General features: G+C 45.4%; 12 protein-coding genes. 7 read left to right on the top strand and 5 right to left on the bottom strand.

Annotated features, from left to right (window positions below):
* Positions 1–10 precede the first annotated feature (10 nt).
* Positions 11–925: a DUF6662 family protein gene (locus VC178_RS01090; RefSeq protein ID WP_323481292.1), complete on the bottom strand. Its 915-nt coding sequence runs from the start codon at positions 923–925 to the stop codon at positions 11–13.
* Between the two features lie 151 nt (positions 926–1076).
* Here VC178_RS01090 and VC178_RS01085 point away from each other — a divergent pair, with 151 nt between their 5' ends.
* Positions 1077–1319, top strand: coding sequence for a DUF3820 family protein (locus VC178_RS01085; protein WP_215319705.1), 243 nt, complete (start codon positions 1077–1079; stop codon positions 1317–1319).
* Here the strand turns inward: VC178_RS01085 and VC178_RS01080 are convergent.
* Positions 1311–2360: a DNA/RNA non-specific endonuclease gene (locus tag VC178_RS01080; protein WP_323481291.1), complete on the bottom strand. Its 1050-nt coding sequence runs from the start codon at positions 2358–2360 to the stop codon at positions 1311–1313. The two genes, VC178_RS01085 and VC178_RS01080, sit on opposite strands and share 9 nt — an antisense overlap.
* A 492-nt stretch (positions 2361–2852) precedes the next feature.
* Here VC178_RS01080 and VC178_RS01075 point away from each other — a divergent pair, with 492 nt between their 5' ends.
* A complete protein-coding gene (locus VC178_RS01075) occupies positions 2853–3842 on the top strand; it encodes a transglycosylase SLT domain-containing protein (RefSeq protein ID WP_323481290.1) in 990 nt (329 codons plus the stop codon).
* Between the two features lie 82 nt (positions 3843–3924).
* On the opposite strand, the gene VC178_RS01070 is transcribed toward VC178_RS01075, so the two are convergent.
* Entirely contained in the window at positions 3925–4272 is a 348-nt protein-coding gene (locus VC178_RS01070) for an FKBP-type peptidyl-prolyl cis-trans isomerase (RefSeq protein WP_215296378.1), read from the bottom strand.
* A gap of 85 nt (positions 4273–4357) precedes the next feature.
* Here VC178_RS01070 and VC178_RS01065 point away from each other — a divergent pair, with 85 nt between their 5' ends.
* On the top strand, positions 4358–5374 hold the full coding sequence (locus VC178_RS01065; protein ID WP_323481289.1) for a DUF6352 family protein: 1017 nt from the start codon (positions 4358–4360) through the stop codon (positions 5372–5374).
* Here the strand turns inward: VC178_RS01065 and VC178_RS01060 are convergent.
* Entirely contained in the window at positions 5371–6543 is a 1173-nt protein-coding gene (locus VC178_RS01060) for an MFS transporter (protein ID WP_323481578.1), read from the bottom strand. The two genes, VC178_RS01065 and VC178_RS01060, sit on opposite strands and share 4 nt — an antisense overlap.
* 256 nt (positions 6544–6799) lie before the next feature.
* On the opposite strand from VC178_RS01060, the gene VC178_RS01055 reads away from it, so the two are divergent.
* A complete protein-coding gene (locus VC178_RS01055; protein ID WP_323481288.1) occupies positions 6800–9034 on the top strand; it encodes an NADP-dependent isocitrate dehydrogenase in 2235 nt (744 codons plus the stop codon).
* Between the two features lie 129 nt (positions 9035–9163).
* Positions 9164–10126 carry a protein-methionine-sulfoxide reductase catalytic subunit MsrP gene (msrP, locus tag VC178_RS01050; protein ID WP_323481287.1) on the top strand — a complete coding sequence of 321 codons (963 nt, stop codon included), beginning with the start codon at positions 9164–9166 and terminating at the stop codon, positions 10124–10126.
* A gap of 28 nt (positions 10127–10154) precedes the next feature.
* Here the strand turns inward: msrP and VC178_RS01045 are convergent, their stop codons facing one another.
* Positions 10155–11744, bottom strand: coding sequence for a 4-hydroxyphenylacetate 3-hydroxylase family protein (locus VC178_RS01045; RefSeq protein WP_323481286.1), 1590 nt, complete (start codon positions 11742–11744; stop codon positions 10155–10157).
* A 91-nt stretch (positions 11745–11835) separates the two neighbouring features.
* On the opposite strand from VC178_RS01045, the gene VC178_RS01040 reads away from it, so the two are divergent.
* Both VC178_RS01040 and VC178_RS01035 read left to right on the top strand, forming a co-directional pair.
* On the top strand, positions 11836–12489 hold the full coding sequence (locus VC178_RS01040) for a helix-turn-helix domain-containing protein (protein ID WP_323481285.1): 654 nt from the start codon (positions 11836–11838) through the stop codon (positions 12487–12489).
* Between the two features lie 13 nt (positions 12490–12502).
* Positions 12503–13048: an isochorismatase family protein gene (locus VC178_RS01035; RefSeq protein ID WP_323481284.1), complete on the top strand. Its 546-nt coding sequence runs from the start codon at positions 12503–12505 to the stop codon at positions 13046–13048.
* Positions 13049–13105: the final 57 nt, after the last annotated feature.

The following is a 13105-nucleotide window of genomic DNA, read 5'->3' as shown; positions in this document are numbered from 1 at the left end:
TATTTTTTTATTAGTTCAGTGGAAAGCCAACTTTGAGAATGTATTCATTGACTGAGTGGCTATCCCACACGCGGGCATTGGAGCATTCTGCCTCGCCGCCACCCATGCAGGTTCCGCCTGCCAATTGATAGCGCCATGCACCTGTAACCCACCAGTCTTTTGCGGCGTAGTGCAAATTCGGGCCAACAAAGGTTGCGCGTTGCACTTGATTACGTAAATTGAGTTCTGAGTAGTCATTGTGAAAGCGTGCTTCAACGCCAGCTGACCACTTTGGGGCAAATCGATAGCTAGCGCCAACCAAGATATCTAACATTGACTCAGGAACGTTGCCATTTTCAATAAACTTCAAACGCTCGTTGGCAACAACGACGTTACTAGCCAAAATTAAGCGGTCGTCAATGAAGTTCGATTGCAGTAATAACCTCGCTTCGATCTCATCTTTATTTCTTCCCCAGGTGGGTTCTAAATAAAGACCAACACCAACGGGCGAAGTCACTGGATTTGTAATACGGTAAATAGCTTCTAAAGAGCCACCTTCGATACCACTTTTTCTATATGCAGTCGATGGGTCATGTGAAGAAGGGACTCCATAACCTCCGGTACAAGTAGGCGCATCGCCGCACGCTTCTGGATTGGTGTAGTTTTGATTGGCATTCGTGTAGTACGAATTGATATAGCCAGCAACTTGTAAGTCGTTGGTCAGGCCGTACTCAAGTTCTGTTCTAGTAGTCCATGCATCGTAAGTGCCTGCGGCTTGCGTTTGGTTGAGTTGTAGGCGCTGCTCAAATTCCCACTTACCTTTAGGCTGAAGGTCTAGGGTATAGATCCAACCAAAGGCTCCTTCACCAGCATGGGCTAATGAGAGGTGCAAAGTAGCGGCGAGGATGAGGCTAAAGGCAATCAGTTTTTGAATGGTCAGTTTCATAGTTTTCTGAGAGAGGGTTGATAAAAGTAAATGAGAATGGTTCTCAATATAACATCAAATGAGAATAATTCTCAAACAAGAAAAAGCCCATCGTTAAATAAATGTTGAGATTTGTGGGGGAATTTACTTTCCCTTGTAAGATTTCTTTTCAATGGATGCACAAGCACTAGAAAAACTCGTACTCATGAAGATGCCCTTTGGTAAGCATGCAGGGCGTGCACTAGCAGACTTGCCAGGAAACTATTTGGCTTGGTTTGCGCGCGAGGGATTTCCTAAAGGGGAATTAGGTGAGTTACTAGAGCTAATGCATACACTGGATCACAACGGATTACGTGGACTGCTAGCACCTATTCAGCGCGCACATGGCTTGCAAGCCAAATCAAAACTACTTTGAGTGAACGATCGCAGTAACCCGATGACGTTCGTAGCTCACGTTGGGTGAGTCTGGCGGACTGCTTTGTGTGAGCTGAGTTCTTAATGATGTTTTTAAGTCGATTTGTCTGGCAATGCTGTTCGCTAACTCAGCATTGCGATCATATTGAATCTGAACGCTGGCTACTTTTCCATCTTGAATACGGGCAATCAGGGCGTTGACCTTATCAGCTGAATACTCATCGAAAAAGATTGGATACCATCCTCCTATCAAATCCTGATGAGGCTTGGCAGTTGGGGGTTTGACGGTTGGCGCGATTGCTTGCTTGGTCTGGGAAGCTCCTACTTTGATGGGCAATTGAAAATCAATTCCTATTTTGGTCATTAATTCAGCATAAGAAATAGGCGGGGACATTTGGGCTTCATTACTGTTCTCGATCCAGTAAGCCCAAGCCTCACTTTTATCAGGGTCATAAACTAACTTAAATAAATGACTCGGAATGGTGACATGGCTTCTGCCTATGCTGCCTTGATTTCCAATGGAGCCAGTAAAGACATAAATATCTCCAGTGGCTCTTTTGGCATAAAGTCTGGTTGGCTCCTCAACATTTTTAGCCCAAATACCTTGGTTGTTCTGTCGGGCTTGCGGCATCATGTTTGCCAATGAGAATGACTGAGCCATCGCTCTTTCATTGCTCATATCTCCAGCGGGGGCATTGTGACCACGATCGTAACCACTGCCGCGGTAGTCTGAGAGCAAAGCCCGCTCTGCAAAAGGAAGTCTGGCCTCTTCATAAAACTGGTTGCCTCTGCGGGGGTGTGGGGCTAGCAGTTGGTCGCGATGAAGTTTTTCTACCGTATAAATCGGCTTTTTATCCTGAGGAGAGAAAAAAACTGCAAAGCTATCAAAGCAAAGATCTCGTCCCATTTGGTTGGTAATTGGAACCTGTTGAGCTGGAAAGAGGTTCTTGCATTCATCGAAAAGGGCAAAAGCCCTCAAAGGACTCAGTAATAAAAACAGCAAAACTAGGGGCGCGAGGAGCTTGCGAGAGAATTTCATCATCTGTAAGTGTAGGGGCTGGGCGAACCTATTTAAATACATTCTGACTTGAGTTAGCTCTTGAGCTAGTCAGAAATTGATCCTTACTGGACTCAGGTTGGGAGCTCAAGAACTCAAAGTCTTGAAAAATAATGTCCTGCAGCATTAGTCAGCCTGATACTACCGGTAGAAATTTTGAGCGACTGAAATACTAGATGTATGGTTTTTGCAGGCAATTTTTCATTCCGAATAGTAAAAAAGTCTAGATTTAGGTAATTTTTTATAAAATGAAATTAGTGCTTCTTAACTTCCATAAGTCATTGATTTAAATAGACTTAATATGATTTATTTGGTGCATATACGGGAACTCCCGTAATTCAAGACCTAAAAGTTATTGAAACAGCTTTCCTTATTCTTGACTTGATATAAGAACCTTTTTAGGATGACCCATGTTTTTTAAATATTGCATTGCAGCAAAATTCTTTATAAAGTTTTGAACTGCTCGCGACAAGGTGAATGATTAAATATTTATCCAAAAATTTGATTGAGATGCTCGATAGGCAACCAGCCTTTTTGAGTGCTAAGGCGCTGCTAGCCCAGGCGATGGCTCCAGTCTATCGAGTCGTTAACGGCCTATTGGCTCTGAGCGTCTTCATGGTAGTAGGTTTTTGGCTATCAGGTAATGGGACGAATGCGGGTGCCTTCGATCTCGCCCGTATCTTGGTGCCAGATGAGGCGCGCCATATCGTGTGGAGCAATGGCTTTAGCATGCTCGATCAATATAAGAGTGCTAATGAGAGCTCTGCTTCCGTTGCCTCTGAAACAAATATTGCGAGTGTCATTTACCCAAAATCAATCCCTGGCGGCTCTGGCTTTCCAAGCGCCAAACAACAAACCATTGCTTTGTTAGCGCCCTCAGTCGCGAAGATTCAAGTGAAGTCGATCTCTCATTTGGCTGATCGCATTCCAACATCCAAGATCGACCCTCAAGCCTTGGATAGCAATTTGATGGGTTCGATTCAGAATCAACGTGCAGTTGCAGATTTCTTTGAAAAGAAATACAGTCTCGATCGCGCGAAGATTGAAGAATATGTTTCTAATACGATCTTGATTGCCAAGGAAGTGAACATTGATCCCGTATTGTTATTGGCGGTGATCTCTGTAGAGTCCAACTTCAATCCCAATATCAAGAGTCATGCAGGCGCAGAAGGATTGATGCAGGTAATGACTTCAGTGCACCGTGAGAAATATGCCTTGTTTGGTGGCACGCAAGAAGCGGTCAAGCCTGAGGTCAATATTCGTGTTGGCGCTTATATCTTGAAGTACCTCATTGCCACCGCAGGTTCTTTGCGTAATGGTCTGAAGTTCTATGTTGGCGCGGCCAATATAGAAGATGATGGTGGTTATACAGATAAAGTGATGGCAGAACGTAACCGCTTGATTAGCTTGTGCCAAACCCGCTCGATAAATCGCTTAAGCTTGAATGGTAAAGACGTACGCTCTTAATTTAAGAGTTGTACGAAGCTGAATAATTAAAAAAGCCACCCTCGGGTGGCTTTTATTTTGGCTAAGTAGCTAAGAGCAGTGCTTAGTTCACACCGTGTAATTCCACATCAAAGACCAGAGTCGCATTAGGAGGGATGACGCCGCCAGCACCCCTGGCCCCATAACCCATTTCAGAAGGGATAATTAAAGTGCGCTTGCCGCCAATCTTCATGCCCGCAACGCCTTGGTCCCAACCCTTAATCACATGGCCTGCGCCCAAGGGAAAACTAAAGAGCTGACCGCGATCCAGTGAGCTGTCAAATTTCTGGCCTTTATGGTCAGGGGCATTTTCGTCATAGAGCCAGCCGGTGTAATGCACATCAACGTCATTGCCAGTAGCAGCCTCTTTGCCGTCACCAACAACGGTATCGATTTTTTTGAGTTCGGTCATGATTTTTCCTATTGGGTACAAAATGACTGGCTAGTATATTCTGAGCTCTAGATTCTTACTGTAAGCGCAATGAAAACGGAATGACATGAGTAACTACTGGCCCAATTCTGCATATCAAACCCTGCTAACCAGCCCTGATGGGCAGTTGTTGGTAACAGACGATTTTTTACGCACCTATTTGCAAAGACCTGAACTCAGCCTAGTTCCAGAATCTTGTGCTGCCGAGCAAGCGCTGCATCAGCGCCTTACTGAAAACCCTCGTACAGAAATTACCGAGCAAGAGATTACGGCGATGGCTGATGAGGATATTCAGGAAAACTATCGAGTTTGGCTTCGCTACCGAACACGTCTATTAGCAGCAAGCTCCTTAGAAGGTTTTTATATGAGTTTATTTAAGGGAGATGGGGTTGATGTGCCTCCCTTATTTGTGATGCAACTAGCCCAAATTTTTGTGCGCCATATCTTGGGAGATGATACGCATCCGCTGGAAGTACGCATGGGCGAGATCTTCTTTAGAACTCAAAAAATCACTGTATTGGAGGACAGCATTGTCATGGCCGCCGACGAAGAGGTGGTTACTCGTAATGCGCAAGCGGGCGAGTCCGGCAACATCATGGACTTACTGAAAGGTAAATCCATGCTCACGAAGTCTGCTGATCTTGATGTTTTGTATGAAGACAATGCTGCCGAATATTGGACGCGTAATGAGGACTTTGATTTTGCCGTTCAACTCAATTTTGGGCATGAGCCAATTAATCATTTTTGTCGCGTACTAGAAAAGTGGATTAAACATTTTCTGGGGGTGTCAGTACGCATTACCCCAATGCAGCAAATTAGTGATCCTAAGTGGTCCTGGCATGTCGGTTTAGATGCGGCAGCAACTGACATCTTGAATAAACTTTATAACAAAGAATTGTTAGAAGCAGATGAGCTTGAGAAAGTGATTTGTCTATTTCGTCTTGACTTTATTGACGAGACTGCGGTGACTAAGGTGCAGCAAGGGAAGCCCGTCTATCTTGCTATTGCCATGAATGATCAGCAGCAATTAAAGCTAAAGCCACAAAACTTATTATTTAATTTGCCGCTAGCGAGAGCGTCTTAAGCGATTTTCTGCTTCTTATTCTGGGCTGATAGCCAAAGGAGTGCCAGCGCAGTAATGATCACAGGAATCAGAGAGCCGAGGTTCAAAATACTCCAGCCTTGTGAGGTAATTAAGGCACCAGAACCAAAGGAAGTGAAGGCCATCGTGCCAAATACAAAGAAGTTAATCGCTGCTTGCGCTTTATCACGCTCATCGGGTTTGTAGGCAGTCATCGCCAAAGAGGTTGAGCCTGTGAATAAAAAGTTCCAGCCAACGCCTAATAAAAAGAGGGCAATCAAAAATTGACGAAGGTCTGTACCGGTGAGTGCAATCAGAATACAGATGAAGTTGAGTACGACTCCGATGCTCATAATCTTGAGGGCACCAAAACGTTGTATTAAGGTGCCAGTAAAAAATCCTGGCGCAAACATGCCAATGACATGCCACTCCAAAACTAGGGCTGTATCCGAAAAAGGCAGGCCACAAATTTGCATCGCTAAGGGTGTGGCTGCCATCAGCAGATTCATCACCCCGTAACCAAGTGCTGCACCAATTACAGCAACCATAAACACGGGTTGCTTGAGGATGACCTTTAGAGGGCGTCCATCCGCTAGAGAGTGCTCGGTTTTGAATTCGGTAGGGAAGTGGATGAATTGCATTACGACGATCCCCATTAGGCCGGCAATCGAAAGCGTGAGGTAGGCGCCCAAGAATGCAGTGTCAAAAAGATTGCGGGTCCAGGAGGCTAGGTTCGGCCCAATGACGGCTCCCAAGATTCCGCCTGCCAATACCCAAGACACGGCTTTGTCACGTTGACTCGCTACGGTAAGTTCTGCTGCAGCAAAACGGTAGAGTTGGCCATTGGCGCTGTAATAACCAGCAATAAACGTGCCCGTTACCAAAAGCCAAAAGTTACGGCTCAGAGCTGCATAGGCGCATAACAGGGCGGATAGCACTGCTACGAGCAGTCCCAACTGAAAAGAGATCTTTCTGCCAAAGTGGTTTTGAGATTTGGCCACGATAGAAGTGGAAAAGGCGGCCCCAACAACATAGCCCATGACTGGCAGCGTAGCCATCCAACTCACTGGGGCAAGGCTGAGGCCAACCAAGCCATTGATCGCGATGAAGGTGACGTTATTGGTCAGAAATAGACCCTGGCAAACAATCAGCAGCACCAAGTTTTTATTCAGTAAAGGGTGCTTGCTCATCATGGCTTGCAGTTTACGAGGAATTTTCCGCTTTAGTTATTTTGGTGGATTTCCTTAAATTAGCGCTGATTTGCGACTTTGGGGTGCAAAACCCCCATTTTTGCCAATCCCAATGATTTAAAATAGAAGGCTCGGCATATCAGTAAGCCTGCTAAAAGCGGGCGGACAGAATGCGGACTCTAGGAGTGGTGGGGTCAAAATCTGACCCTGTCTATTGATCAATAGTAAGGAAACATCCATGGCTTCAGGCACATCAAAGATTATTTACACGCTGACAGACGAGGCGCCATTTTTGGCGACCTGCGCATTTCTGCCGATCATCCGTACCTTTACAGCTCCAGCTGGAGTGGAGGTAGTAGAAAGCGATATTTCAGTGGCTGGACGTATCTTGGCTGAATTTTCTGATTGTTTAGCTCCTGAGCAACGGGTTCCTGATAATTTGGCTGAGCTGGGCAAGATGACCTTAATGCCTGACGCCAACATTATTAAGCTACCCAATATCAGTGCTTCTGTTCCTCAGCTGCTCGCTGCCATTAAAGAATTACAAGATAAGGGATACAAGATCCCTCATTTTCCTGAAGATCCTAAGACCGATGAAGAGAAGGCTATCCGCACTCGTTACTCAAAGTGTTTAGGGAGCTCTGTCAATCCAGTCTTGCGCGAAGGAAACTCAGATCGTCGCGCCCCGAATGCAGTCAAACGGTATGCCCGTAAAAATCCTCACTCGATGGGTGAGTGGAGCCAAGCTTCCCGTACGCACGTGTCACACATGCATGGCGGCGATTTCTATGCTGGTGAAAAGTCGATGACGATGACTAAGGCCTGCGATGTGAAAATGGACTTGGTAACGAAGAGTGGCAAAACGATTGTGCTCAAACCAAGAGTCTCTTTATTGGCTGGCGAAATTATCGACAGCATGTATATGAGCAAAAAAGCCTTGTGCGATTTCTATGAAAAAGAAATCGAAGATGCATATAAGACAGGCATGATGCTGTCCTTGCACGTCAAGGCTACCATGATGAAAGTTTCTCATCCGATCGTCTTTGGTCACGCCGTCAAAATTTTCTATAAAGATGCGTTTGCTAAACATGGCAAGCTATTTGATGAGCTAGGCGTCAACGTCAATAACGGCATGAGCAGCTTGTACGAGAAAATCAAAACCTTGCCTGAATCTAAGCGTGAAGAAATTATTCAAGATATTCATGCGTGTCATGAGCATCGCCCAGCATTGGCGATGGTAGATTCTGCCAAAGGTATTACCAACTTACACTCTCCAAGCGACGTGATCGTGGATGCTTCTATGCCTGCCATGATTCGGGTGGGCGGCAAGATGTGGGGCGCGGATGGTCGCTTGCATGACACTAAAGCAGTGATTCCAGAAAGTACTTTTGCCCGCATCTATCAAGAGATCATCAATTTCTGTAAGACACATGGTAACTTTGATCCAACCACTATGGGCACTGTACCTAACGTTGGCTTGATGGCTCAGCAGGCTGAGGAATATGGTTCGCATGACAAGACTTTTGAGATCTTAGAAGCAGGTGTAGCCCGTATCGTTGCGGACGACGGCACTGTATTGCTTGAGCAACATGTAGAAGCTGGTGATATCTGGCGTATGTGCCAATGTAAAGATGCTCCGATTCGTGACTGGGTCAAATTGGCAGTCAATCGTGCACGCCTCTCTAATACTCCAGCAGTATTTTGGTTAGACGAGTACCGCCCCCACGAAGCAGAGTTGATTAAGAAGGTAAAGACTTATCTCAAGGATTACGATCTCGAGGGTATCGATATCCAGATCATGTCTCAGACTCGCGCAATGCGTTACACCTTAGAGCGTGTGATACGTGGTAAAGACACTATTTCTGTTACCGGCAACATCTTGCGTGACTACCTCACCGACTTGTTCCCTATTATGGAATTGGGCACTAGCGCAAAAATGCTATCCATTGTGCCTTTGATGGCTGGTGGCGGCTTATTTGAAACTGGTGCTGGTGGTTCTGCTCCTAAGCATGTGCAACAACTCGTAGAAGAAAATCACTTACGCTGGGATTCGTTAGGTGAATTTTTAGCCTTGGGTGTGTCACTCGAAGATATTGGTGACAAGACTGGTAACGCTAAAGTGAAAATCTTAGCGCGCACTCTGGATGATGCGACTGGCAAATTATTGGATAACAATAAGTCACCTTCACCACGCACTGGTGAGTTAGATAACCGCGGTAGCCAGTTCTACTTGGCGTTGTATTGGGCTGAGGCTTTGGCTGCACAAACGGAAGATAAAGAGCTACAAGCTTACTTCGCGCCCTTGGCCAAATCTTTGGCTGAAAACGAGAAGAAAATTACTGACGAACTAAAGGCAGTTCAAGGTAAGCCTGCTGATATCGGTGGTTACTATGTAGTTGATCCTGAAAAATGCACGGCCGTGATGCGCCCCAGCGCAACATTCAACGCAGCCTTGCAGGCTATGAAAGCCTAATTTAATTCAGGTTTCAGCAGAAAAGGCAAACCTTCGGGTTTGCTTTTTTGTTTTGAGCAAGCATCGCTGCATCAAGCAATAAATTATTTTCAGGAGCAAAATAGACTCAATACTTTGATGGGGTTCGCCATGCGTTTTCTTGATAAAACCATTCTTTCTAGTGACATCACGCCTCAAGCGGTTTTTGAAAATCGTCGTACCTTGATTAAAGCGGCAGCTGCAGGTAGTTTTGGCGCTGCTCTAGCCCCCTGGTTTTCAAGACAAGCCCTGGCCGCCACTCCCGATAAATTAGCTGCTACCCTCAATTCAGCCTATAGCGTTAAAGAGGAATCGACGCCTTATAAATACGTGACGAGCTACAACAACTTTTATGAGTTTGGTACCGATAAGGCTGATCCTGTTGCTTATGCCAGTAGCTTACAAACGCGGCCCTGGACGATCTCGATTGAAGGCTTAGTAAAAAAACCGCTCACGCTCGATATTGATGCCTTATTAAAGCTCGCTCCAATGGAAGAGCGGATCTATCGCATGCGTTGCGTTGAAGGTTGGTCTATGGTGATTCCTTGGGATGGGTATTCGCTAGCCAAACTCATTAATAAAGTAGAGCCTCTGGGCTCTGCTAAGTATGTTGAATTTATTTCCTTAGCTGATCGCAAGCAAATGCCAGGACTGAGTAGCAATATTATTAGCTGGCCTTATCGTGAAGGCTTGCGGATGGATGAAGCTATGAATTCACTTACTCTCCTCACTTTCGGTCTGTATGGTGAGGTATTGCCAAAGCAAAACGGTGCGCCTGTCCGTATTGTGGTGCCTTGGAAATATGGTTTTAAGAGTGCCAAATCGATTGTTAAAATGCGGTTTACTGAAGAGATGCCAAAAACCAGTTGGAATCAATTTGATGCTCGTGAGTATGGCTTTTATTCCAACGTCAATCCACAAGTTGACCATCCACGCTGGAGTCAAGCTACTGAGCGTCGTATTGGTGATGCTAAGGGGATGTTTGCCCCTAAGATCAAGACCCAGATGTTTAATGGGTATGCTGATGAGGTCGCCAGCATGTACGCTGGCATGGATTTAAAGAAGTACTATTAACTGATAAATCAGCTTTACTCAGAAAAAATTAAGTTCTTCTGCCAGGCTCTGGCAATGGCACCATCACTGCTTGACCTGGAGCACTACAACCTTGATCACAACAGCGTCCAGGCTGTTTGTTCTTGGTAATCGCCCGCTCATCATTACTCGTCAGTACTCCGCGGTCTAATAAACGTTCGACTAATTCCACTTTATTGCCAATGGGATATTGGCGATAGATTTCTTTTTTCATTGCAGCAGGTGATCCACCACCATGCAAGCTGATAACGGAGTACCAGCCACCTTGATAGGATGCCGTTAAATCTTCAATAAAGCGTGCCACTTCAATGCGCTTATCGTAAGGAACTGCTGGGTTAGCACGCAAGACTTCTGCTAAGGTAGCAGCAGTCGCTGGATTGTGATCTTCATCGGGTCCAGGTAGTGCTACGATTAATCCACCCGACACCTCATGAGCTAAGCGATGCATATCGTAAATTTGCGTAGCCAATAGCAGTTTGCCGATGTTGGAGAACACGGGCTCAGGCATAAAGGATTTGCTATGTGGATCTTGAGTACCGTACACACTGGCAGCAACTCCACAAGCATAAAACCCTTCGGTAATTTTGATGAGCTCAACCATTGGGTCACGCAAATTGGATTTTGTCTCTGGATCAAAACCATTGGCTTCGCACATCAAGGCACCAGCACCAATTAAAAGATCTCCAAAGCCTGCTCTCGCCGCAATACAGCTGTGACGATGATGGGTGGCATAGCTATAAGTTAAGACGCTAGAGTGCTCCCATTCACCTGCATAAAATACTCGCTCCCACGGGACAAATACTTTATCGAAAATCACGACACCAGTAGATTGCCCATATTTACTTGAGAACAATGGTTTGCCATGCTCCACTTTATCGCCTGGGCGACCTGCAGGGCGGGCAACGATGGTAATACCTTTCGCGTCTACCGGCACTGCGCAGCAGATGGCAAAGGCTGCATCCTCTTTGCTCATATTGCGACCTGGCATGACTAAAAACTCATGCATATAAGGCGCACCAGTCACAATGGCTTTCGTTCCAGAAATCACTACACCTTTGGCATCTTGAGAAACGACGTGAACATAAGTATCTGGGTTTGCTTGTTCGTGAGGTCTGCGAGATCTGTCGCCTTTGGCATCGGTCATCGCAATGCCAAGAGAAAAATCGTTTTGCTGAACATGTGAAAGGTATTCTGCAAATTTTGCGCGATGCTCATTACTTCCGCGAGCATCATCGATATGCGCTGACACTTGGCCAATTGCATTTAATGCATCATGCGCTAAATAGCGTTGAGCACAACCAGTTTCTTGGCACAGTACGCGTATCGCTTCTAATTTGTTCAGCAGATCACCAGAGGATTGATTGATATGCAACATTCGTGGTACTTGCACGCCATTTTGATCTGCCAGCATTAAGGGTGCTAAAGCAGGATCATGCACCATATCGTAGGTCACCCCCAAAGCTTGTACGCCTGGCCTTAAAGAGGGCTCATCAGCAACCGACTCAATGAGGCGACCGTCTACATATACTGTGGGCTTTAAGCTGCGCAAAGACTCCTGATAGTCTTTGCTGGTCATGAATTTGGTAGTGCTTTGGCTCATAGGGGTCCTGGTGCTAGATATTGGCAATAGCTCAAATCATACACAATAATTAAACACTGTTCAATTATTAATACAGTCGTATAATTAACCTATGAACCAAGCGATTTCTTCCCCGCGAGATCTTCGTCAGCAGGCGCTAGCGAATGCCAAGCGTAAGCATATTCTGAGTGCTGCTACAGCGGTGTTTATTGAGTTTGGTTTGGAAGCAGTCAGCATGCGCGAGATTGCTAAACGCGCTGGTTATACAGCGGGAGCTATTTACAGCTACTTTGCCAACAAAGAAGAGATTTATGGCGCTTTACTTGCCGAATCACTCGAGCGCCTAAATGCGTTTGTCGGTGAAGCGGCGCAGAGAGTATTAAGTGAACCAAGCACTACATTTGAGGAGCTGCGTCATAGCGCTTTAGCGTTCTACCAGTTCTATCGAGATAACCCACGTGACTTGGATTTAGGTTTTTATCTCTTCCAAGGCTTAAAGCCGCGTGGATTAGGTAATGAGTGGGATCAAGCACTCAATATGCGCCTCAGAGATGCTATGCGCCCCCAAGAGAGTGCTCTGAATAAATTGGGTTGTAATGCAAAAGAGACCGACACTGAATTGACTGCGATGTTTGCGCACATTGTTGGCGTGCTATTACTCAACCATACAGGTCGCATTCGGATGTTTGGAAAGGGTGCTGATGAATTAATAGCACACTATTTAGATCATTTAGCACTGCGCTTGCCCAAGAAAAAATTACTCTAAATTCATTCAAATCATGATTCATCAAGCCACGAGTATTCTCATTTTAGTTGACTATCAAACACGCTTAATGCCCAGTATTCATGATGGAGAAAAGGCTATTGCTTCAGCAATATTTTTAGCAAACGTAGCACAAGCTTTAGATATCCCAATTTTAGGAACCGAGCAAAATCCAGAGGGATTAGGGCCAAATGATGAGCGTATTAAACAGTTCTGCAGCCAGACTCTAGTCAAACATTCTTTCAATGCTGCAGCAGATGGTTTGGTGGATTACATGAAGTCGGTAAGTCCACAAATTACTCAGGTTGTATTGGCTGGATGTGAGGCCCATGTTTGCTTGATGCAAACTGCTTTAGGTCTGCTCGAGGCGGGGTATGAGGTGGCGGTAGTGGCTGAGGCCTGTGGCAGTAGATTAGCGCAAGATCAATTGCTCGCACTCGATCGTTTAGTCCAGCAGGGAGTGATTTTGCTGGGGGCTGAAATGCTGGCATTCGAATGGCTGAAGACTTCTGACCATCCTCAATTTAAAAATATTTTGCAGTTGATAAAAAAGAGATCTTAAATAGGTGAATAATTCATTTATTTATCATTTAAGAGAAATATGATTTAAATAAAAGAG

The organism is Polynucleobacter sp. AP-Sanab-80-C2 (assembly GCF_035012965.1).
Classification (GTDB): Bacteria; Pseudomonadota; Gammaproteobacteria; order Burkholderiales; family Burkholderiaceae; genus Polynucleobacter.
The sequence above is the reverse complement of the archived record's forward strand: the minus strand, read 5'-3'. Positions and strand labels throughout refer to the sequence as shown.